This is a genomic window from Sphingobium sp. DN12 (assembly GCF_051058005.1).
Taxonomy (GTDB): domain Bacteria; phylum Pseudomonadota; class Alphaproteobacteria; order Sphingomonadales; family Sphingomonadaceae; genus Sphingobium; species Sphingobium yanoikuyae.
Genome location: NZ_CP173717.1, coordinates 1,408,276 through 1,429,636, shown reverse-complemented (window position 1 = coordinate 1,429,636; position 21,361 = coordinate 1,408,276). Strand labels below are relative to the sequence as shown.

The 21,361-nt window shown below is 60.2% G+C and carries 17 protein-coding genes and 1 tRNA gene; 7 read left to right on the top strand and 11 right to left on the bottom strand.

Translation table 11 applies throughout. The annotated features are described in order from the left end of the window. Window positions 1-102 precede the first annotated feature (102 nt). A tRNA-Glu gene (locus ACI6S0_RS06820) sits at window positions 103-177 on the top strand. A 798-nt stretch (window positions 178-975) separates the two neighbouring features. Here ACI6S0_RS06820 and ACI6S0_RS06815 read toward each other — a convergent pair. The 4 genes from ACI6S0_RS06815 to ACI6S0_RS06800 are packed head-to-tail and all read right to left on the bottom strand — an operon-like array spanning window position 976 to window position 6,731. Next, window positions 976-1,515 carry a lytic transglycosylase domain-containing protein gene (locus tag ACI6S0_RS06815; protein ID WP_230461472.1) on the bottom strand — a complete coding sequence of 180 codons (540 nt, stop codon included), beginning with the start codon at window positions 1,513-1,515 and terminating at the stop codon, window positions 976-978. Then, window positions 1,499-4,432, bottom strand: a complete 2,934-nt coding sequence (gene mobF / locus ACI6S0_RS06810) for a MobF family relaxase (protein ID WP_017502399.1) — start codon at window positions 4,430-4,432, stop codon at window positions 1,499-1,501. The genes ACI6S0_RS06815 and mobF overlap by 17 nt, the downstream gene beginning before the upstream one ends. After that, on the bottom strand, window positions 4,429-6,432 hold the full coding sequence (locus tag ACI6S0_RS06805; RefSeq protein ID WP_017502400.1) for a type IV secretion system DNA-binding domain-containing protein: 2,004 nt from the start codon (window positions 6,430-6,432) through the stop codon (window positions 4,429-4,431). Before ACI6S0_RS06805 ends, mobF begins: the two co-directional genes overlap by 4 nt. Then, on the bottom strand, window positions 6,429-6,731 hold the full coding sequence (locus tag ACI6S0_RS06800) for a hypothetical protein (RefSeq protein WP_026109438.1): 303 nt from the start codon (window positions 6,729-6,731) through the stop codon (window positions 6,429-6,431). Before ACI6S0_RS06800 ends, ACI6S0_RS06805 begins: the two co-directional genes overlap by 4 nt. A gap of 483 nt (window positions 6,732-7,214) precedes the next feature. Between ACI6S0_RS06800 and ACI6S0_RS06795 the strand changes: the two genes are divergently transcribed. Further along, window positions 7,215-7,475, top strand: coding sequence for a hypothetical protein (locus ACI6S0_RS06795; protein WP_017502403.1), 261 nt, complete (start codon window positions 7,215-7,217; stop codon window positions 7,473-7,475). Between the two features lie 185 nt (window positions 7,476-7,660). On the opposite strand, the gene ACI6S0_RS06790 is transcribed toward ACI6S0_RS06795, so the two are convergent. The 4 genes from ACI6S0_RS06790 to ACI6S0_RS06775 form a co-directional block, all read right to left on the bottom strand. Further along, the gene (locus tag ACI6S0_RS06790) at window positions 7,661-8,644 is read right to left on the bottom strand and encodes a DUF2493 domain-containing protein (protein ID WP_038292990.1); all 984 of its coding nucleotides are present in this window, start codon (window positions 8,642-8,644) and stop codon (window positions 7,661-7,663) included. A 406-nt stretch (window positions 8,645-9,050) separates the two neighbouring features. Continuing rightward, entirely contained in the window at window positions 9,051-9,266 is a 216-nt protein-coding gene (locus ACI6S0_RS06785) for a DUF6117 family protein (RefSeq protein ID WP_026109578.1), read from the bottom strand. Between the two features lie 11 nt (window positions 9,267-9,277). Further along, window positions 9,278-10,288, bottom strand: a complete 1,011-nt coding sequence (locus tag ACI6S0_RS06780) for a DUF2493 domain-containing protein (RefSeq protein WP_293921997.1) — start codon at window positions 10,286-10,288, stop codon at window positions 9,278-9,280. Between the two features lie 83 nt (window positions 10,289-10,371). Beyond that, window positions 10,372-10,830, bottom strand: a complete 459-nt coding sequence (locus ACI6S0_RS06775) for a DUF736 domain-containing protein (protein ID WP_017503022.1) — start codon at window positions 10,828-10,830, stop codon at window positions 10,372-10,374. A gap of 335 nt (window positions 10,831-11,165) precedes the next feature. On the opposite strand from ACI6S0_RS06775, the gene ACI6S0_RS06770 reads away from it, so the two are divergent. The 5 genes from ACI6S0_RS06770 to ACI6S0_RS06750 all read left to right on the top strand — a co-directional run bounded on the left by ACI6S0_RS06770 (window position 11,166) and on the right by ACI6S0_RS06750 (window position 18,248). Further along, entirely contained in the window at window positions 11,166-11,675 is a 510-nt protein-coding gene (locus ACI6S0_RS06770) for a hemerythrin domain-containing protein (protein WP_017503021.1), read from the top strand. Between the two features lie 247 nt (window positions 11,676-11,922). Next, window positions 11,923-12,579 carry a DUF6766 family protein gene (locus ACI6S0_RS06765; protein WP_026109577.1) on the top strand — a complete coding sequence of 219 codons (657 nt, stop codon included), beginning with the start codon at window positions 11,923-11,925 and terminating at the stop codon, window positions 12,577-12,579. A 338-nt stretch (window positions 12,580-12,917) separates the two neighbouring features. Next, window positions 12,918-13,109 carry a type II toxin-antitoxin system ParD family antitoxin gene (locus ACI6S0_RS06760; RefSeq protein WP_373562054.1) on the top strand — a complete coding sequence of 64 codons (192 nt, stop codon included), beginning with the start codon at window positions 12,918-12,920 and terminating at the stop codon, window positions 13,107-13,109. Beyond that, window positions 13,106-15,091 carry a hybrid sensor histidine kinase/response regulator gene (locus ACI6S0_RS06755; RefSeq protein WP_038293050.1) on the top strand — a complete coding sequence of 662 codons (1,986 nt, stop codon included), beginning with the start codon at window positions 13,106-13,108 and terminating at the stop codon, window positions 15,089-15,091. Before ACI6S0_RS06760 ends, ACI6S0_RS06755 begins: the two co-directional genes overlap by 4 nt. 31 nt (window positions 15,092-15,122) lie before the next feature. Then, complete coding sequence (locus ACI6S0_RS06750) at window positions 15,123-18,248, top strand: hybrid sensor histidine kinase/response regulator (RefSeq protein ID WP_026109576.1); 3,126 nt, start codon at window positions 15,123-15,125, stop codon at window positions 18,246-18,248. Between the two features lie 48 nt (window positions 18,249-18,296). Here the strand turns inward: ACI6S0_RS06750 and ACI6S0_RS06745 are convergent, their stop codons facing one another. From ACI6S0_RS06745 to ACI6S0_RS06735, 3 genes are all read right to left on the bottom strand, one after another. Further along, window positions 18,297-19,073 carry a Crp/Fnr family transcriptional regulator gene (locus ACI6S0_RS06745; RefSeq protein ID WP_026109575.1) on the bottom strand — a complete coding sequence of 259 codons (777 nt, stop codon included), beginning with the start codon at window positions 19,071-19,073 and terminating at the stop codon, window positions 18,297-18,299. A 364-nt stretch (window positions 19,074-19,437) separates the two neighbouring features. Beyond that, complete coding sequence (locus ACI6S0_RS06740) at window positions 19,438-20,067, bottom strand: hypothetical protein (RefSeq protein WP_293921994.1); 630 nt, start codon at window positions 20,065-20,067, stop codon at window positions 19,438-19,440. A 41-nt stretch (window positions 20,068-20,108) separates the two neighbouring features. Further along, the gene (locus ACI6S0_RS06735; protein WP_293921992.1) at window positions 20,109-21,299 is read right to left on the bottom strand and encodes a DUF932 domain-containing protein; all 1,191 of its coding nucleotides are present in this window, start codon (window positions 21,297-21,299) and stop codon (window positions 20,109-20,111) included. Window positions 21,300-21,361: the final 62 nt, after the last annotated feature.

Sequence of the window (21,361 nt, the reverse complement as noted above, 5' to 3'; positions counted from 1 at the left end):
GTAAGGGGCGCGGGGGGCGCCAAAACTTTTCACCGCTTTCGCTTGACGCCATCGCCTACCCTGCCTAAAGGCACGCCCCTGCCTGTCGCCCATGCGACATACGGCCCCTTCGTCTAGCGGTTAGGACGCGGCCCTCTCACGGCTGAAACACGGGTTCGATTCCCGTAGGGGTCACCAATCTTTTCAATGACTTAGCTCTTGAGGTTGGCCCCAAAATACCATTTTGCCTATTTCTTGTCCTTTTGACCGTCTGGGATTGTGTAGGACGCGCTTGGAAAAATTTTTCTTGATGAACTGCGGCGTAGTGCCTCGCCGCTGGCTCAGTTGACCAGCGTTGTGCAGCGCGAGGCTACACCTGCCTGAGCCCCACTCCGCATTCTTGTCTGGGCTTTAGCGTGATCGCCGTCGCTCGATCGCCTCACGCAAACTTGCAACCATGATCAAAGTCGAACTTCGATCTTTCACGATCTCCAACTCACCGGATTTGATCAGCTCATAGAGGCGGGACCGGCTTAACCCCGTCATTGTCACCGCTACCGCGATCCTTACGCTGATGGGATCAATGAGTGTAGGTGGCTTTGACTTCTCGACAGGAAGTGGCGCGTTAATTCTTGGCAGGCTCTTACGCACGGCAGAAGGTCTCCTTGTTGGAGTCTGCCAAATGGGATGAAGCCTTCTCAATCTATCGGAACTATGCGGAATTGGAAGTCCAAAGCTGACAGGTATGGGGCGGCGAAATGCGCGCGCGGCGAGGCCTCACCGTTTACGAGGAACATAAACCTACTGAAAGAGCCGCAGGTCCTGACCCTGACGCCTCACGGTGTCGCCAGCGCGGCACGCCGGCAAGGTGCCCGGAAAAGGGCTGGTTGAATGAACTCCGAATCGAAAATGTGCACTGCACAGCGTCACATTCGCTTTTCCTGAATACCGTTGCGGCAGGCTCAGATGACCGGGGGCGCCGATCATTTTGTTCGCTCAACGAACTCTTCCTCCAATGCCCCCCGCGCCGAAAGATGAGAAAATCGTTACACCAAACCGGCGCTTCAAATGTTCCGCTACGCTGCGGGCATATCGCCTCTGCCGATCAGACCTCGGACTGTGATAGACGCCCACCGCCTTCCAATAGCTGCCCGTCGATGCCAGAGCAGCGACGAAAATCCAACGGGCTGCGTGGGCATTGAAGCATGGATCGTAACGCAGCCAATGGCGAACTTCCTCCGGTGAACGATCAAGCGTTGCTGCGATTTTTGGCACCCACCAGCTATTGATCTGGAGAGGTCCGAGGTCGTGGCTCCCATTGCGGTTCGGAACCGCTGCGCCGATCCAACCGCCTTCCTGATCGCGCAGCCCCCACAGGGTCACTTCGAGCCATTTCTGTCCGCCCGCTGCTTGCCTGATGCAATGGGCGACCCTCCGTTCATCGGCTGCATTATGACCCGACGGTGCTGCAAGACAATCCGATTGCCAGATGATCAGTATCATCAGGGCGGCTGTCCGCTTACCGATCGTGATCATGCGATCGCTCCCCAATGTTCCGCTCTGTGGCAAGGTCCTCCGCCTTGGGCGCATGGGCTTGCCGATTCTCGGCCAGCGTCTGCAAATGACGGTCGAGCGTCTCGAACAGTGAGCGGGCATCGCCTGCAAGACGTCCGACAATTCCGCGGTCCGGCTCTCGCTGATCAAGTTTGCGCGCGAGCGCCCTTCCCTCTGCCTTCCGCCGCTCCTCAACCTGTTCGAGCTTCATTCCCTTCAACCGCGCCTCGTTCCGTGCGGCAAAGCGCCTGTTGTGATCGCGCTCCAGACGGCCCAAACCTTCGAGCGCCGATGTCTTCTCGCCCGACCTCTCTTCGAGTTTCGCGATGAGCTTCTTAGGGTCTTCTGTCCAGAGTTTGACGCCGTAACGGGCTCGCGTGATGGCGGTGTAGAAGTTTTGTCCATTGACAAGCGGGGACGCCACAGGGGCCAGCACATAGACGCGGTCATAGGTCTTTGACTGAGCGGAATAGACGGTCTCGGCATAGCCATGGTCCCAAGTGGAGTGGCGTCCAAGGTCAATCTGCTGGACCCGATCCCCGCGGTCCCAGCGAACCGTCGCCACCATGCCATCGAGCCGCTCCACCGTTCCGCGTTCGGCGTTTTTGAGACCAAGCTCCTTGGTCGCGAGCCGCCACTGGATGCGATCACCAGCGGCGAGGTTGCGATGCTCGGAGAGGAATATATTCACGTGCGCCGCCTTGCTGGTTCGCGGATTCCAATTGTGGATGCGCCCCTGCTCATCCGCCAGTCGCACAAGCTGCCGGCCCTTCGCATCGCGCACCACGGAAACCACCCGATACTCGCCATCGCGCGCCAGGCCAGCGCCGACCTGATCGCGGTTGAATTTCAGAACCTGGCCGCCGGAATAGAAGCGGGCCATCTGCTTCTCTTGGTCGCTGAGCCCGGCGGGGGTTAGGACCGCGAGCCGGGTGTCCTCGGCCGCAACGACGCCTTCCCGCTGCAATGTCTCGCGGATCTGACTGTTGACGATGAGGCGCGTCGCATTCTCCAGAACGAGGATATTCGTGGTTGCTCGGCTTTCAGGCTTGAGGCGCGTCCATTCCCTCACCAGCCCCTTGGCCAGTTCCTCCGCGTCTCCGCCGCTGACCACCTTATCGAGATGGTCCAGCGAACCGGCATAATCACCGGCGCGAGCCTGGGTGACAGCAAGCTTCATCGCCCTGGTTTCCTGCCGCCGTGATTCAACCAGCTCGGCGGTCGCGAGCCCAAGCTTCTGCATCAGCCAGAATGCCTTTCCCTGTTCGATCGCGCCGGTCTGCCGGTTGTCACCAAGCAGGATAAGTCTCGCACCGGTCGCACGGCTGATCTCCAGCACCCGCAGCGCCTGGCGGTTTCCGAGCTGGCCCGCCTCATCGAGGACCAGGACATCGTTGCTGCTCAGGCCATGCCCGCCACTCGCCAACAGGCTGGCGACGGTGCGAGATGCAATCCCCGCGCGATCACCCAGTTCAGCGGCGGCAGATGATGTCGGCGCAAGCGCCGTCAGTACCATCCCCGGATGCGCGGCGTTCTTGAGTGAGCGAACCAGCATGGATTTCCCGGCCCCGGCCACGCCATGCACGGCCGTTATCCGGTCTCCTGACAATGCCATGTGCACGAGAGCCTGCTCCTGCGCCGGGGATAGACCAGCGCTTTCCAGAACGGGCAGCAGCCGGTCTGCGCTGGCTACCTGTCTGCCGTCTCCCAGCGAGAGCGCGAGATGCTGGGTCAGCGCCTGTTCCAGCCTTACCGTCCTGCGGCTGGTTCGCCCACGCGTGAGGATTGCGTCGCCGGTCTGCCCCCGAGTAGCGAGCAGTTTGCGGCGGCTCTCATGGTCAATCAGGAGCGGTCTCAGGTCTTCGAACCGAACCTCTCCCACATGGGAGGCAAGGCCTACGGCAATGACGCGACCAAGTGGATTGACCGCCTCGCGCCCTTCCGATTGCCTGATCCCAAACAGGGCCGCCCGCGCTGCGTCGGCGGGCTCAACCGGGACGGGGCGCTCACCAGCCTCCATGGCCTGGGCGAGGACAGCTGCAAGTTTGGGCTCATAAGGGATGAGCCGCGCATCCCAGCGATCATGCAGCTCGTTCAGCCCGACTTTCACCTTTGCGCCACGCGTCTGATAGAAGCTCTGCCTACGCGCCGCCTGCCCGGAAAGGCCATGCTCAGCGGCATGAGCGTTGATCTGCTCGGCACGCTGCGACATCTCTTTGATCAATGCCTTTGGGACGCCCCTGATTTCGAACAATCCTTGGCGCGGATCGAAGTCGATCTCAAATCCATATTCCCGCAAATGGTGGGCAAGGGCGTTACGGTAGATTTGGCCGCTGGCCATCTGCTCGGCATACATGGCCCGCGTTTCGAGACTGGCCATCGGATTGCCCGGATCGCGGTTCGTCATGTTGAGGATCACGATATGGGTATGCAGATGGGGGTCGAGTTCGCGGCTGGCATGCTCAGTAAAGCGTGCCCACAGGAGCCGCCCCGTCGTCTCATGAACGATTTTCCCTTCTTCCCGGCGGCGCAGCTGGGCATGTTCTTCAAGATAGGAAAGCGCTGCGTCGACAGCCTTCTCATGCGCCGCGACCATCCTCTCATCGCGAAGGGCAAGCGCCATGATCGATACGGATTTGGGGGCGCTGATCGCAAAATCCCATCCGGGATGGTGGTCGATCCCGTCTGCACGCCGACGCCCTAACTGCTGGTCCTCGACAGCGCCGCTGAGCAGCGCATTAAGCTGCGCGGAATCCACCTCTCCGTGCAAACCAAGCTCGCCAGCGAGCGCTCCGCCCCAGGAAGATGTCTCCGCATCTCCCTTCGTGTAATAGTCCCCGACGGTGTAATAGCGGGCGATGTTGCCCGGGGAGCCCTTGAGGCGGCGCGGATGCATCATGCCGGCCTCGCATCGTCACGCTCACCGTTGGAACGGCTATGCTTGTGGAGGTTGAAACCACTCCTTGGCCCAAGGAGCTTGGGCGGTTCGGCGTTCGAGCTGTCCCCATCCTGCTTCGGAATTTGGTTGCCCTTATGCGCAGGCGGTTCACCCGCAGTTGCTTCTTCGGGTGAGCTGCCGTCCAAGGGCAGCTGCGGCGCGGGCGGCGCTTCCTTCCCGGCGCGACGGCGCTTTTTCTGCGACACCTTTTCGGGGTGGGGTAGAGCGTTGCCCTCCTCGAACCTCCTCGCAGGTTCCGTTCGCTCGACGAACGCCGGCTCAATCGTTGGCAGCCCATTGTACCGATCCCGGAAATGGACGACGGGCAGATTTCTTCCGAACCGGAGAAATCCCGACAGGTTGGGGAGGTTCGTGACCTCGGTATGCATGACCAGCGGGCGGGTGACTTGCATACGGGAGAGATTGACGCCGTCCCGCATGTCGTTGACCCCATAGGACATGCCCTCATTGGCCTCGACCTGTTCGACCTGCCCCAAATTCTCGGACACATGCTTGGCCGTGGGGGTATCGTTCGCTCGTAGCGCCACCCAGGTGGAACAGTATCCGGTGATCGCGGCCGCATCCTGGATGCCATAGGTTGCCTCCAGCTGCGGATAAGACTGGAACCCCAATATGCCGCATCCGCCATATTTGCGGGCGCGCGCCAGGAAGTCGCTCAGCGAGGGCAGGCGCTGAAGCGTAGGCAGCTCATCGATGACGCAATAGAGGCGGCGCTTCTGGTCGGGCGGAAGGCTCATGATCGCGCTGATCGCGATGTCGAGCCAGACGGTGACGAGCGGCCGCAGAGAAGGAAGCTGGTCGGCTTTCACCGTGATGAAAAGCCAGCTGTCATCCTCTTCATTCGCCACCCAGTCGCGCACCGAGAAGCCGTCCAGTGTGTCGTCAAGATAGGAGAAGCTGCGCATGACAGAGGCCAGTTCGGCGCGAATGCCCGCGGACGTACGGTCTCCCTCCAGCGAAATAAAGGCGGCGGCGTCCGTCCCTTCCGCAAAGGCCGCCAGCGTCTTCAGAGGGCTCCGCAGTAGCGTGTCGAGCAAGACCGAAACGAGCATCTGCTTGTTCTTCGCAAGCTTGCGGAAGACGGCGACCAGCGTTCCCCTCGCCGCCTTCGCCCAAAAGGGATCGCCGCCCTTATCTGGTATCGTGGACTCCGCGATCTGATCATAATGATAGTCGCGCGGCACATCGACCCAAGGGGACCAGCTGTCGGCTCGAGCGTCGAGCGGGTTGAGCAATATGTCATGCCCGGGCCGGTAGAATTTTTCGACGAAGGTGCCGGCCGTATCGAACACTATCGCCCGGCGGCCCTTCCCACGCATTCCCGCCAGCATCTTGACGATGATGTTGGTCTTGCCCGTCCCCGGCGCACCGCAGATTAATATATGCTCAGGCTCAAACTCTTCAGGAACCGGCACACCGCCGATAGCGAAGCTTCCCCGCTTCGACCGCCACAACAGCCGGCGCAATTGCCGTGCCGTCCCGAACCGGGCGCCGCGAATGAACTGATTGGACCCAAGCCCTTTCCCCGTTCGCGTGAAATAGAACCAGGCCCACAGAAGCATAAGCGCGGCAAAGGCACCTGACAGCCCCGCGCCATAGATCAGATGCTGCTCCATCGCCTGCATGGTCTTCTTCGCGATGGGGGAGGCCAGCAGCGCGTCCGAGTTCGTCCAATATTGGCGCCCAGCCGGGGTCCTGAACAGGATCGGCGCCCCACCCGGCACGTCGCTTTTCAGCGTAGCTTCGGCGATCTTCATCGCGACGAAGCGCTGATAGTCGCTGGATTTTTCGAGGACATACCAGATGATGCCGCCAACCCAGATCGCGAGACCCGCAAGCGAGGTCTGGAAAAAGACCTGGGTGGTCATCCTGACATTGTGGACAATGGCCTGACCACCCCGGGTCCAGGAGCCCAGCGTGTCGTTGCGGAAGATGCTCATAGTGCACCATCCTCGGGCGCGAGCAGCCCCCTTTCGAGGAGCAGGGCGCGGGCATCGTCCATGCCCTTCTGGAGAATGTCGGGGCGCCGCGTTCCGACCGAGGCGGCCAATATAGCGAAGACCTGAATGAGCGTCGCCTGCACCTCATCGAAGCGACCATGATAGCCGCCGGCATCGATGCCTTCGAAGCGATCGAGGATGTCGCGGACATATTCGGGGAGGCTGAGCCGCGCCGATCGGGCGCCAGCGACAAGGCGCTCGTAAAGAGCATCCTTCAATCTGATATTGATCCTGGGCAAACGCCGAACTCCTGCTCGATGCCTGTCCAGATGGGGTGAAGCCCGGTCGTTATACGCCTATTTACAGGGGATCTCAACGCCTTACGATGAGGAAGTGCGGCACCGACATGGTGCCAAAGCTTATCAGGCACTTAGCCCTGAATTGCCTTCATATGGTGACCATTTGGTACCAGCTACCGATGAAGAAAGCGACATCGGCACCGGCTGGCACCTTGCCGAAACCCGCGGAAAACCTCGCGATTCGCGCCCGCAGCACCCGTGCGTACGGTGCATTACAAAACGCCCTGGGCGTGAGTACCCCTTTCGCAGCGGGCTCGCCCCGCTGCGCTGCCTCGTGCCGGAAGGCGCGGGGCACCCCGGAGGGGATTTCTCTTCCCGGCGGCAGCCAGCCGAGACTCTGATTGGCACAACGAGTTGCGTTCATGGGCATGATCCTTGATAATGAAATTGGCGGGCAGACCATCCGACGTGAAAGGATGATCAATGCCAAAGTTGAATGACCGTGACCGCCTTGCCGACCTCGAAGCGCGCCAAACGAAAATCGCGCAAGAGATCCTGGACGCCCGCCGCGCTCTGCGCAGCAAATATGCCTCTATCCTGAGCGACATGGAGGTGGAGAGGCTCAGCGAAAAAGACTTTCGCGACCTTCTCCAAAACGCGATACGGGCGGGTGGGCCAGCCTCAATCACTGCACTGAAAGGCATTCCAACGACGTCGAAATCTCAACCGGAAAAGCGCCCGTAGGGCGTCCCTGTGACGAGCACGGCGTAGCCGCGCGCGGGAGGCCCGCGTTCCTTAAGAGCGCGGCATCGTTGTCCGACGGGACGGGCGCGCAGCGCCTGTCCTCGAGGGCAACGACATAGAGCGACAGACAAAAAAGCGGGAGCTATCGGGCCTGAACCCGACCGCTCCCGCATATCCGCATGACTTCAGGAAGCCCAGTGCGCCGGGCCGCCATAGAGTGAGAGGAGCACCGGCGCGACACCGATGGAGCGCATAACCCTTACCAGTTGAGCCTGAACCCCGCTTCCTTCAGCGACGATCGCTTCGACAGGCCGCAGCCGCGCAATCTGGTCATTGCGTACGAACCCGGCTCGGTTCCCCCACCTCCCCTTGTCGATGCCCAGTTTCACCACCGGCGTCTTGGTCTTTGCCGCCCATGCCTCGGCAATCGCATCGCCGCCGCTATTCTGCGCGGTGGTGAGCAGCACCATCTGCGGCCGGGTCGCCTTGGCCCGCGAGAGCGCCTTCCAGATCGGCTCGGGATCTGCCCACTGGCTGCCGCCCGAGAAGACGACCAGCGGGCCTTCAGGATGATACTGCCCGATCCGGCGCTGGCGTCGCGCGGCCAGATAGTCCGTCCCGTTGATGACGCTCGCTGTCCGTTTAGAGGACACCAGCGTCGCCCTTGGCGCAGACCAGGGCTTACCGGTTTCGTTATGATACACCGCCGCGGCATGGTCCCGCATGCAGGCTAGTGCATCCGATGCCTCATCGAGAAACGCCAGTTCCTCCTGCGCGCGCTCCAGCTCGACGGCGTGGATTTCGCTGCCGTCCGCCTGCCGGAGAAGGTCGCGCATCTGTCTTGCAGCACCGTCGGCTTGTCCCGCTGCCCGATCGCTCACTCGGTGGAAACTGTGGACGATGCCCCACGCGATGCGTCCCGCCACTTTCTCCATCCTGCTGTCCCGCAGAACATCGAAGAGCGTCGTGACGATCAACTCGACCGCGAGCTGAACCTCGGTCGCGTCAGGCATCTGCGCAGTGCGCTCTTCGTCGTCCCTGCTGACCCGGACGCCATCGAGGTCCGTTTCGAATGCGGCTAGAAAGCTGTCGGACGTAACCGCGCTTTCGTCCGCAATGAGCGCTGCAATCTCGGTGAAGCTGCGGACGGAACGGAATGCCTTGGTCATGAGAACCTCCTGTGATTGAAAGAGGTCTTCCCCCTGCACGGGCTCCGAGTGACGGGGTCAAGGATCGGGGCGCAGCCCCGACCGCGAAGCGGCGATGGGGGTCACGATTTTTTTCGGCACGCGCCCCCGCCAGCATGGACGGACTGCCGCCTGCCTGCCGAAAAAAATGGTGGGGCCCCGTCATCCTTGAGGCCGGCGCTGTCCCCGTGCCAAGATTAAAAGACTTGAGAGAAGAAGTGTGGCAGCGCTCCAGGGGGCTCGATGCCCCCTGGAGCGCTATGATCCTCGCGCGACATGTGCCCAAGCGCCCTTCTGACATCGCCCCGGACACCCGCGTCGATAAAAAAAGGACCGCGCGCCCGAATGGCTGCGGTCCCAAGGTAAATTTGGATTTCGTCGTCCGCTGTCAGGTCAGCGCCCGGTAGGCGTCGTAAGGGTTACCTTCCGCGAGGTGGCCGAAAGGGGTCATGAGATAGGCCCCCTCCTCCCGCCCGACCGCGCAGATCACGTAACGCGGGTCCCCTGACGCTGAGTCCTGGCATTCTATAAAAGCGAGGTTTCCATCTTCCGCTGCCCGAAGGAGCGACTGGAAATTGGCGCTAAGATAGTCAGGTATTGCCATGCCACCCTCCTTCAATGGCTGCCGCGGGAAGCGCGCGTGGGGATTTTGACGGCGTCAGCCGCCTGGTCCGCCTTGCGCAACGCATGGATGGGAACATTGGCTTGGCGAAGCAACTGGTAGAGATTGGCTTGCACACCCGAGCCCTCGCAGAGCACTGCCTCGACGGGCTTCAGATCGAGAATCTTGCGATTGCGGGTAAAAGCGGTCTTTCGCCCGGTTCCGTATAGGCCATAGCGCACGACGGGCACTTCAACGCCGGTGCGAGCCGCCCAGGCCGCGGCGATCTGATCCACACCGCGGCGTTGCCCGGTGGTGACCAAAGTCATATGGGAGACCCGTGCATGGATGGCGTCAAGCCGTGCCCAAATCGCCTGCCAATCATGCCAGTCGGCCGGACCGGTGACGACGACCACCGGCCCCTGCGGCAGGTGACGTTCGCGCTGCTCCAGCTGACGGGCACGCAGGAAGTCGACCGCAGCGATCTGGCTGGCGCTCGATGCAGAAGAGGCTCGCGTGCCCTTGGCCGGCGACCAGGGCCAGCCTGACTGCGCCCGGTACATTTCCGCGGCATAGTCGCGCATGCATTCAATGGCCTGCCGCTGCTCGGCGACCGACTGACACTGAAGCTGCTTTTCTTCGAGCGAACGGGCATAGATCTCGCTCCCTTCAGGGTCTCGCGCCAGCTCCCCCAGTTCCCTGGCATAGCCATCCTCGCGCTTTTCGAGTTCCCCCGCGAGAAAGTGGAAGCTGTTGACGAAACCCCAGGCGATATCAGGTGCCAGAGGCTCCAAACGGGTACCGGTAAAGAGGTCGAAGATCGCAGCGATAATCCCGCCGCATTCAGCCTGGGCCGCGATCGGCTCGGGCATCTCATGCTCCGCAGGCGCGTCTCCAGGCTCGGCGATTGTAAGCGGCATTGGGTCGCCAAAAGCCGCCTGATATTCCGGCGTTGCGATCATTTGTGCGTAGAGGGCGGGCAAGTCAGCAAATCGATCGATGCTGTGGCGCAGGGCGGTAGCCATGATGCGCATCCTTTCCAAAATTGGCAGACAAAAAGAAAGGCCGGGGAAGCCATTGCTCCCCCGGCCCATGACGCACAAAGACCTCAGTGAGGCACTTCATCGTCGAAATCGCTACCGCCCATGTAGCTGCCATCCATGCCGGCTGTGCTCGCGCCGAACCCGCCCACTGCCTCGCCGCCCACCCCCGGACGTTCCGAACGCTGGCCGCCGCCAAAGCCGCTCAGCGCATCACGGCGCCGCCATGCGACCCGATAGCCTTCAGCATCGCTACCGAACAAAGCGATCGGCAGCGGTTCGGCCAGGCTCGGATCATCGAGCGATCCTTGGAGGAAGCATTCGCCAGTCTTGTTGGCGGTCGCTTCCCAGAGCGCACCGATCTGTACCCAGCGCTGCCCCACGTTAAGCGCGACGATCTCGAAGACCGGCGCGCGCTCATTGGTGCTTTCGACAGGCCTGAGCCCAAGCCGCGGCAAGTCGATCGAACGGGTCGCGATATGACCGATAAGACGACCGTTCACGGGCTTGATTTCACCGATATTCATAACCTCAACTCCTTGGAAGTTCCGCTCTCGACCATCCGAAAGCGACACTCTCCAAGATCCTTCTCCCCTCTCACACGCGGCGCGTCCGTCCGGCGCGACCGTCGGCCCCGAAGGAGCCCGCCTCGCACCGGGCTTCCGCCCGGCCGTCGACCCAAAGAGCCGGACAAATCCGGGATCCCCCTCGCCATTCTTATTAACGGGACAGAAAATTGCCGCCAATCTGGCGACGATTGTGGTGCGCCGTCCCCAGGGGGCCGGCTCTTGCGAGTCGTTCGCTTGGAACGAGAGTAGGTTTGGAGAACTTAGCAGCGGGGGCGAACAAGAGGAGTTTCACCATGGCTGACAGCTTCACTGACGCGATCGCACTGCTCAAAGCCGATCACCGGGAGGTAGAAGACCTTTTTGAGCAATTCGAAAAGACAAAATCCGCCTCGAAGAAGCAGGCGATCGCGCGACAAATCTGCACAGAGCTCAAAATTCACACACTGATCGAGGAAGAGCTGTTCTACCCCGCGTTCCGGGGGAAGATCGAGGACGACACCCTGGACGAAGCCTATGTCGAGCATGACGGTGCAAAGGTGTTGATCAACGACATTGAAGCCGGAAGCCCCGACGACGATTTCTACGATGCTAAGGTCAAGGTCCTATCCGAAGAGATCAAGCACCATGTCCATGAAGAGGAGATGCAGTCGGAGGGCATGTTCGCGCAGTGCCGCAAGACCGACGTCGATCTCGTATCCCTTCGCGACCTCATGCTGGCGCGAAAATCCGAGTTGCAGGCGCAAGCCGGATCCGGCGCGCTGCCGCCGGCCAAGCCAACGGCCGTCAATCTGATGCCGGCGTAAATTTTGGATCTGACCGGGTCACGAGGCCCGGTCAGTGCGCAATAGGCTTGAATTGGGGCCTGAGGGGAAAAGGTTGCTGAACACGGCAACCCACCGGACGAAAATGGTGTCCCACGCACCATTTCGGCAGCGTTCACAAGCGATGTCCTCTTGCAACTGGATGGCGAACTGGCTGCGTTACAGGAAAAGAACCATAATCGTTCCACCTGCGTTCCAGCACACAAGAACAGGCTGAGGGAGACGTCGGATGAGGGTGCTGCGCGATAATGGGCTGACAATTGTCCTTTTGCTGCTTTTTGTCGGCAGCATAGCGGGTCAATGGCTCGCGGGCTGGCATGTTGCGGCCGAGGATGCACAGCGTCACCATCAGGCCGCGATGAGCCTTAGTGCTTATACGTCGAGCCCAGAATTCCTATCCTCGGTTTTCGAGAATTGGGAAAGCGAGTTCCTTCAAATGTCCGCCTATGTCGTCCTGACAGCCTTTCTGATTCAGCGTGGATCGGCTGAATCCAAGGATCCTGATGCGCAGCCACGCGACAAAGATCTGGATAAGCAGGCACTAAAGCCCGGCGCCCCGACTGTGCTACGTGGGGGTGCGATGTGGCGCGCACTATATGCGCGATCGCTCGGCTTGGCGCTGTTCGCACTGTTTCTGATTTCTTTCGTTATTCACTGGACCCAAAGTGCCCAGGTCGCTGCGCAGAACGCAATCGAACATCGTGAGGTGCCGTTGAGCACGCTTGCTTACCTGGGCGACCCGCAACTCTGGTTTGAGTCTTTCCAGAACTGGCAAAGCGAGTTTCTCTCGACCGCCGTCCTGGTCGTGCTTTCGATTTTCCTGCGTCAGCGCGAATCTCCAGAATCGAAGGCCGTCGCAGCGCCCCATAGCGAGACGGGCAGTTGATCCGATTTATCGCGGTGCCACTTACCCGGATATTCGCTCACTTCAGCGATCATGGCCAAGTTGAGGATAATTGACCGTGTGTTCACCGCCATCGCGACCGTTGACCCAGATTATGGGTCACCCGATGGTTCACCATCTCCACGTTGCTTATCATTGTCTCGCCAGAGCGGTCCGCCACTTCAGTATTCCGTCACCTGACAGTCCACCTGTTTGCGCCCCGGCTGAGGCGCGCCCCAAATTCGTCGGCATCGAGCATCCGACCGATACCCAGATCGCCGTTGTAATTGACGGCTTAGGAGGAACCCGCAGCCATTTTATGTGTATTGCATTGTCATACAATGCCGGGGGTATGCATGTCAGGTCGCCAAATACGCACGATCTCGCTCAGCCGCGAGCTGGACCGATTCATATCGGATCAGGTCGCATCCGGACTATATTCCAACGCAAGCGAAGTTGTTCGTGCGGGCCTTAGAACGCTCGCGGCGCAGCCAGCATCTACTTCAAGCCGAGTGAAACAACCAGAACGATGATCGACCCGTCTCTTGCCCAATGTATTGTCGAAAGCTCGACAGATTTTGCCATTATTACCCTCGCTGCCGATGGGCGCATAACCAGTTGGAACCCCGGCGCGGCCAATCTACTGGGGTGGTCGCCGGAAGAGGCGTTAGGTAAACATGGGCGGATTTTCTTCACCCCTGAAGATCAGGCCGCAGGATCGCCGGAAGATGAAATGAGCCGTGCGGCGCAAGAGGGTCGCGCGCTCGACGAGCGTTTCCACATGCGCGCCGATGGGTCGAGATTCTGGGGCTCGGGTCTCATGATGCCGCTTCAAGGCGAACCGGGGTTTGTGAAGATCGTCCGTGATCGCACCCGCGAGCGCGAGGCTGAACGCAGCCTTGCCACTCTTACCGATGCGCTACCGGGCTTTGTGTTCCAGGCGGATACGGACGGGCATATCGTTCAGATCAACGAGCGCTATCGCGAATATACCGGCCGCGGAGACGAGGATTTGCTCGGCAATCGTTGGCTGGACGCGATTCACCCGGATCATCGCGACAAGACCCAGGCGGCTTGGTCGGAAGCGGTTGGTTCAGGGGCGGCGTTCAACCAAACCTTCCCTGTGGCGGCGCAGGATGGCACCTACCGATGCTTTTCCTGTCGCGCGCTGCCACAGACCGACGATGACGGCCGTATTCTTCGCTGGATTGCAACATGCATCGACGTCGAGAATGAGGCTCAGGCGCGCGCTACGCTCGAAAAACTTAACCTCTCACTCGAACATGCGGTGACGGACCAGGGTGAGGCGCTGGCAGAGTCTCTGCGGAGCCTGCAGGCCGAAGTTGCAGAGCGTGAGCGCATCGAAGAGACATTGCGCCAAAGCCAGAAGATGGAAGCTATCGGCCAGCTGACGGGCGGCGTGGCTCATGACTTCAATAATCTCCTCACAGTTATTCTCGGCAGCATCGACCTGCTGAAGCGACCCAACCTTCCGGAGGACAAGCGCGAGCGATATGTAAATGCGATCGCCGAAACGGCGCAGCGGGCGGCAAAGCTTACTAATCAGCTACTAGCATTTGCCCGGCGTCAACCGTTGCAGGCCGAAGCCTTCGATATCGCCGAGCGCCTTCGCAAGGACGAGGAAATGCTTCGCAGTGTATCTGGTTCACGCGTGACGCTCGAACTGGACATCCGGTGCCAGCCATGTGTGGTAGAGGCAGATCCGGTTCAGTTCGACACCGCGATGCTAAACATGGCCGTGAATGCCCGTGATGCAATGGGCGGTGAAGGACGGTTGCAAATCGTTGTCGAGGAGCGTGACGGCATACCCGCAACACGGGGCCATGCCGCGGTCCAGGGCAAGTTTATAGCGGTCCTCGTCAGGGATACTGGCGGTGGCATATCAAAGGCCGATATATCACGGATCTTCGAACCGTTTTTCACCACCAAGGATGTCGGACACGGCACCGGCCTCGGGCTCAGCCAGGTGTTCGGATTTGCCAAGCAGTCCGGAGGCGAAATCAGTATCGAAAGCGAGATCGACAAAGGCGCGACCTTCATCCTCTATCTTCCCCATGCGCAGGAAAAGCCGCAGAGCCGGCCGGTTGACGTATCTCCGCCGACCGAGCCGCAACCGGGCCAGGAGCGCTGTGTCCTTTTGGTTGAGGACAATCAGCTAGTCGGTGAATTTGCAGCCCAGTTGGTCGGCGACCTGGGATATGGCAATATCTGGGTGTCGAGCGCCAAGGATGCTCTGGCTCTCATCGAAGCCGATCCCGAGCGTTTCGATATCGTCTTTACCGATGTTGTCATGCCCGGCATGTCGGGGATCGAGCTTGCCGAAATATTGCGCGCGCGCTTTTCCGACCTGCCGGTGGTTCTTACCAGCGGTTATAGTCATGTCCTGGCGGCGGAAGGGACGCACGGTTTCGACTTGCTTCACAAGCCCTACACCGCTGATGGTCTCGCGCGCGCGCTGCGAGTGGCGCGAAAGTCAAACGGCGCGAAAGCCTGATGGATGAATTTGGGGGGCAGAAGTCAGATCTATGAACTCAGGCGGCGATCATAAGGCTTTGGAATTTCTCGCTTGCGGCGGTGAAATGGGTGCCATCATCGCGGATTTCGATTGGGCCAAAACCAGCATCGGCCCTATCGCAACATGGCCTGCGGCGATGCGCGCGAATCTGGCGTTCGTGCTGCGCTCGCAAGCCCCGATCGTCACGCTCTGGGGTCCTAAAGGCATCATGATCTATAATGACGCTTATCGCGCGTTTGCGGGCGACCGGCACCCTAGCCTGCTGGGAAGTGATGTCCTTCAAGGTTGGCACGAGGTTGCCGAATTCAACGCCAACGTGATGCGGGAGGTCTATCAGGGTGGGGGAACACTCTCCTACAAGGATCAGGAGCTGACCCTTATCCGCGACGGCACGCCCCGCCGCCTCTGGACTGATATCGAGTATTCCCCGGCTTTTGACGATGATGGTTCCGTTCTGGGCGTTATCGCCATCGTCCTGGAGACCACGCAGGCCGTGCTTGCGAATGAACGTATCGCTGACGAGCGCCGCAAGCTGCTTCAAATGGCTGAGCATAGTCCAAGCTTCATGGCCCTGCTGGAAGGCCCGGAGCATCGGTTCCTGATGACCAACCCGGCCTATCAAGCCTTGGTTGGCGGCAGAGAGGTGATCGGCCGACCGATCGTCGAGGTGCTGCCGGAAGCCTTGCAGCAAAATTTCGTGGCCATTCTCGACGAGGTGTATGCCAGCGGGGAAGTGTTCCAGGCCACAGGAGCGCCATTTCGGCTTGAGGGGTCACCTGACGATCCCTCGCTCGAACGCCGTCTCGATTTCGTCTATCAACCGGTCGCAAACGAAAAAGGCGAGACTACTGGCATCTTCGTGTCGGGCATCGACGTCACCGATCGCATGCGGGCCGAGGCGGCGATCAGTGCCAGCGAAGCGCAGTTCCGGACCTTCGCGCAGGCGCTTCCCAGCCATATCTGGACGGCAACCCCCGATGGGAATCTCGATTGGTTTAATGACCGGGTGTTGGAATATAGCGGTGCTTCCGAGCGAGACCTGATAGGGAATGGCTGGACGGCAATCGTCCATGCCGATGATGTATCCGCGGCGGCCGAGCAATGGCGATCCTCACTAAGCTCGGCGAAGCCTTATGAAACGGAATTTCGCATCCGCGGGGCTGACGACAGCTATCGATGGCATTTGGTGCGGGCGGTACCGATTTGTGATGATGCCGGCGGTATCATCCGGTGGATTGGTACGAACACAGATATTCACGAACAAAAGCTCAGCCAGGCCGAGAGTACAGCAGATCGCGATCGCCTCTGGTCGATATCTCGCGACCTTATGTTGGTATGCACTTTCGATGGAGTCATCACAGCGGTCAATCCTTCAGCGCGGCGCCTCCTTGGATGGGCCGAAGAGGAAATGGTCGGAAAGAATTTGGGAGATTTCCTCCATCCCGATGACATCAGGAGCACGCAGGAAGAGGTGGAAAAGCTTTCTCGCGGTGTGACCACGCTCGCTTTTGAAAACCGCTATCGCACGAATGGTGGCGATTATCGGTTGCTCGCATGGACTGCAGTTCCAGATGCCGACCGCATTCACGCCGTCGGGCGGGATATCACGCAGGAGCGCCAACTTCTGCGCGATCGGGATCGGACCTGGAGCTTGTCTCCTATCCTAAAGGTGGTCACCGACAGCCAGGGTTACATCACCGACGTCAACCCGTCCTGGACCAAGGCGCTCGGCTGGACCCGTGAAGAGACGCTCGGCAAGCGCAGCACAGACTTCATGATCGACGATGAAGCCTTTTGGGGCGAGCGGGTGCGGACGCTGTCCGCCGGGCAGCCTATGCTCGAATACCAGACACGGTTGCGCGCCAAGGACGGTCATGAGCGCTTGATCAAATGGACAACTGTGCCCGAGGGCGGCACCTTCTACGGCTTTGGCAGAGACATAACCGCGGCAGCAGAGGCCGCGGCCGCGCTGGCCGACGCCGAAGCCGCGCTCCGTCAGTCGCAAAAGATGGAGGCGGTCGGACAACTGACTGGTGGCATCGCCCACGACTTCAATAATATCCTGCAAGGCATCACCGGGAATCTGGAAATTATACAGCGTCGCGTGATGCAGGGGCGCGTCACCGAACTCGATCGATACATCGCCGGCGCGTCTAACGCCGCTAACAGGGCAGCGGGCCTCACCCACCGTCTGTTAGCTTTCTCCAGGCGCCAGCCGCTCGATCCCAAGCCCGTGCGTGCCAATAGGCTCGTAGCGTCTATGGAGGATCTCCTGCGCCGGACCCTGGGCGAGCGCATTGAGCTCGAGCTTGCTCTCGCCGGCGGATTGTGGATTACCAAATGCGACCCCAATCAGCTTGAAAGCGCGATCCTCAATCTTGCGATCAACGCTCGCGACGCGATGCCAGATGGGGGCAAATTGACGGTCGAGACCTGCAACGCCCATCTCGATAGCGCCTACGCTGCGCGCCAGCGGGGGGTGAATCCGGGCCAGTATGTCTGCATCTGCGTGACCGACACCGGCGTGGGCATGGATGCTGACACCATTGCCAAAGCATTCGAGCCCTTCTTCACGACCAAGCCGATCGGTCAGGGCACCGGTCTTGGTCTATCGATGATCTACGGTTTTGCGCAACAGTCTGAAGGCTACGCAAAAATCTACAGCGAGGTCGCAAAGGGCACGACGTTCAAGCTCTACCTGCCCCGCTTCCGCGGCACCGAGGAAACGGATGAGCGCGCGCCTCAGCTAACCGACGCGCACATGGCTGACGCCGGCGAGGTCGTCCTTGTCGTCGAAGACGAACCGATCGTCCGCGGGCTGATCGTCGAAGAGCTTAAGGAACTGGGCTACCAGGCGCTGGAGGCTGCGGATGGGCCAAAGGGCCTCGAAATCCTTCAGTCCAGACGTAGGATTGACTTGCTGGTGACCGATATCGGGCTGCCAGGCCTGAATGGGCGACAGGTTGCTGATGCCGCGCGCGATCTGCGCCCTGAGCTCAAAATTCTCTTCATGACTGGCTACGCGGAAAATGCGGCTCTTGCCTCTGGTTTCCTTGAACCAGGAATGGAAATGATAACCAAGCCATTCGCGATGGAAGCGCTCGCAACGCGGATCAGGGCAATGATCGAAGGGTGACAGCCGACCCCATCGAAACCAATTCGTCCTATTCATATGGATCGATTCTTAGCAGGCCGCGGCAGCCGAAGAAATAGAACGGCCAGGCATTTGTGAAGTGCGGGTCGTTTTTTGATCCTGGGAATGTCTAATCAGTCCGGCTGCGAGCTCTATCGCGTTCCAGTCCGTTATCTGAAGGCGACCGCGGGAAAGTGCGAGAACGCCGTCCTCCCGCAAACTCTTCAGCATCCGGTTGACATGAACCGCCGTCAGCCCTGTCAGATCTCCCAGTTGCTCCTGTGTCCAAGGCCATTCAATGGATTGAGATTGGCTCGCACCCGACGCCCTTTGTCGCGAAGCCATTTCGCAGGCAAATCTAGCTATACGCTGCCTCGCATTACATCGTCCAAGACTTACCAGGCGCGATTGCAGCAGAGCTAGCTCAGCTGCTGCCTCTCGGCGAAAGGCGGCTCCAACATTAGGAAATTCAATAAATATCTGGTCCAGCGCATCGAGAGGAATCAGCGCTACCATGACTGGCGTTATAGCGATGACATCCCGCATTTCCTCAGCAAAGCCGGGATCTACGTTAGCGACGTCGCCCGACAGATACACACTCAAAATCTGGCGGGTGCCAGCCCTCGTCGTCTGCTGCTGGCACGCGATGCCTGTCAGCATCACGAAGGCGTTCTTAGCGAAATCTGTTTGCCGGGAGATAAATGAGCCGCGTTCATAGTTCATGACCCGCAAGGACAGCGCTGAAATTGCTACCGATTCTGCATTCGATAAATGCGAGTGAGTGGTAAGCTTTCGCATTAAAATATCTGGGGCGGAGATGTTCTGCATGACGGTCTCTAAACAGTAATCGCTCGCCATCTTTTACCCAACGAAGTCAGGCTCAGGCAGCACATTAATACATGTTAGCCCGCCTTGTTCCGTCATATGTCCAGGAGGTTGAGGGCCATCCGATGCTGTCTACCATGGCCGCGCGCGCCCTTGGACACCGAGGCTGAAGCCACGCGCGTAGAGGCCGAATGCGGTCCTGGCCATGTCCCGTGATGCGTCGCGCGATATGAGGTCGAGGAAGTTCCCCTCTTCGCCCCTCAGCTCTAGCATCCCAGAATGGGCGTCGAGGCGTATCAATGCGACGCGCGCCGAGTTCACAAGGCGCGCGTTGAAGCGATGCACATATGCCGCATCGGGCATCGGACTAGGCATGATCACCTCCTGTACCGGGACGGCGGTCTACGCTGTCCGCCGATAATCGCGGCCCAACGGCTTCGACCCATTCGGCGCGAGCGTCTTCGACCGTGTGGGTGAGCGCGTGATCGACGCAGAACAGCTGGAATAAGGTGTCGAAAGCGAGTTCCGGAGAGGACAGCGCGTCTGCTAGGGCGGCGCTGAAGCGATCTAAGGGTGTGAGATCACCCGCCGGCACCCATCGAGCCAGATCATCGCTTTCCGCATTGCAGAGGTCGCAGAAGGTGCAGTCATAGACGCCGGAGATCGCCCAGGCCTGCCGCTGAATGTCCCATCTTGCGCTGGCGTCGCGAACGAGCATGTCGCAACCGCAGTCCCTGCAGACAGGTTTGAGGCCACCGGCAGGCGATGTTGGATCGGGATCGTCGGGAAAACTCGGAACGAAGCTGAAGCTGTACGAAAGATCAGGAATCCGCAGGTCGAAATAGGTCGAACCCTCCGCGGCGAGATAGGCCGCGGTCCAGACGTCAGCCCCGTCCTCGATCTCGAATGAAATGACATCGGAAGCGAACAGGTCGCCTCCACTAAAGAATTCGACATCGATCCGATAGGCGCGCAGCGTCGTGGTCATGTGAGCCATGACAAATCTCCTTGAATTTTGGTCGGGTGGTGCCGGCTCGCTCAGCGAGCGCGTTCGAGCAGCTTGCGGGCCTTGCCTTCGAGCTCCAGGCGTCCGTCCTGATGCGGGCGGCTGCGTGCAAGCGCGGTGATCCCCTGGACGAAATCATAAACCGAAGCCGGAGGATGCCCCTCTTCAGCCAGAACCGTCGCGATGACCTTGGCGGTCTCTGCCTTGGAAAAGCCTTCCTTGCGCAGGAAGCTTTCCCGATCCTCGTCCTTGCGCGCGACGATGGCTGATCGCGCCGCCGATATCCCGTCGATGAACGAGCGCGGCGAACTATCGGCGAAGTGCGCGAGCGCTGGTGCTGCCTCATGCGCGAAGCGGTTCGCCGCGAACTTGGAGTGCCGGATATTCACTTCCTGGAAGTTTTCGACGCCCCATAAATTGCGGTTCTGACATACGGCACGGAGGTAGAAAGTGGCTATTCCCAGTGACTTGCTGCCAACCTCTGAGTTCCAGCAATAAAATCCGCGAAAATAGAGATCCGGCTCCCCATTGGGCAGTCGGCCGGCCTCGATCGGGTTGAGATCGTCAACCAGGAATAGGAACACATCCCTGTCCGAAGCATAAAGCGTTGTCGTGTCGCTCGTCACATCGACACAGGGGTTGTAGGTCATCGATCCCCAATCGAGCACGCCCGGCACCTTCCATCTTGTGTCGCCCGTGCCATTGCCCGCGATCTTCATCACCGCGGCGACCAGTTCATGATCCCAGATGCGACCATAATCCGGTCCGGTGACCGCCCGCAGTTCGGCCCGGCCATCGTGCGTCTGGAGCAGCTTCACATGCTCGGCCGGATGGCGGATGAGGCCATGCTGGAGGTTGATGCCGGCAAGCGCGGCGGGAAGTTGCCGCAGATAGGAGGCCGGGGCGCCAACCAGGCTGCACAGCTGCCCGAACGACCAGTTGGTGGGTGCAACCGGTGCGCTGTCACCGGGAAGAAGGAGCGAAAGCCGTTCGGGCTGGTCGCTACGGGCCTCGACCCGCACCGTCCGGCTCTCGATGATCCGCGTCGTCGCCCGTTCCGCGCGCGAGCGCACGCTGGCGTAGAGATCGTTCAGCGAGAGATAGCGCTCATCCTGGGGGCGATTGAACCATTCGGACGAAACGCGAGAAACAACGGTCCCGCGGGATATATCGACGCGATAAGGCTGCGCCTGCTGGCGCGGGGCAGAAGATAGGGCGTTCATGAATGCCTCCGAAGGTGGGAAAGTTGGCGATCCCGCGCAGCTTCCAACCGCGCTTCGCCGCC

Coding starts and splice junctions, on each gene's coding strand:
- ACI6S0_RS06755 (WP_038293050.1), top strand. CDS start 13,106: ATGATCGACCCGTCTCTTGCCCAATGTATTGTCGAAAGCTCGACAGAT.
- ACI6S0_RS06770 (WP_017503021.1), top strand. CDS start 11,166: ATGGCTGACAGCTTCACTGACGCGATCGCACTGCTCAAAGCCGATCAC.
- ACI6S0_RS06785 (WP_026109578.1), bottom strand. CDS start 9,266: ATGGCAATACCTGACTATCTTAGCGCCAATTTCCAGTCGCTCCTTCGG.
- ACI6S0_RS06750 (WP_026109576.1), top strand. CDS start 15,123: ATGAACTCAGGCGGCGATCATAAGGCTTTGGAATTTCTCGCTTGCGGC.
- ACI6S0_RS06760 (WP_373562054.1), top strand. CDS start 12,918: ATGCCGGGGGTATGCATGTCAGGTCGCCAAATACGCACGATCTCGCTC.
- mobF (WP_017502399.1), bottom strand. CDS start 4,432: ATGATGCATCCGCGCCGCCTCAAGGGCTCCCCGGGCAACATCGCCCGC.
- ACI6S0_RS06805 (WP_017502400.1), bottom strand. CDS start 6,432: ATGAGCATCTTCCGCAACGACACGCTGGGCTCCTGGACCCGGGGTGGT.
- ACI6S0_RS06795 (WP_017502403.1), top strand. CDS start 7,215: ATGCCAAAGTTGAATGACCGTGACCGCCTTGCCGACCTCGAAGCGCGC.
- ACI6S0_RS06745 (WP_026109575.1), bottom strand. CDS start 19,073: ATGCAGAACATCTCCGCCCCAGATATTTTAATGCGAAAGCTTACCACT.
- ACI6S0_RS06735 (WP_293921992.1), bottom strand. CDS start 21,299: ATGAACGCCCTATCTTCTGCCCCGCGCCAGCAGGCGCAGCCTTATCGC.
- ACI6S0_RS06815 (WP_230461472.1), bottom strand. CDS start 1,515: ATGATCACGATCGGTAAGCGGACAGCCGCCCTGATGATACTGATCATC.
- ACI6S0_RS06790 (WP_038292990.1), bottom strand. CDS start 8,644: ATGACCAAGGCATTCCGTTCCGTCCGCAGCTTCACCGAGATTGCAGCG.
- ACI6S0_RS06775 (WP_017503022.1), bottom strand. CDS start 10,830: ATGAATATCGGTGAAATCAAGCCCGTGAACGGTCGTCTTATCGGTCAT.
- ACI6S0_RS06740 (WP_293921994.1), bottom strand. CDS start 20,067: ATGGCTCACATGACCACGACGCTGCGCGCCTATCGGATCGATGTCGAA.
- ACI6S0_RS06765 (WP_026109577.1), top strand. CDS start 11,923: ATGAGGGTGCTGCGCGATAATGGGCTGACAATTGTCCTTTTGCTGCTT.
- ACI6S0_RS06780 (WP_293921997.1), bottom strand. CDS start 10,288: ATGGCTACCGCCCTGCGCCACAGCATCGATCGATTTGCTGACTTGCCC.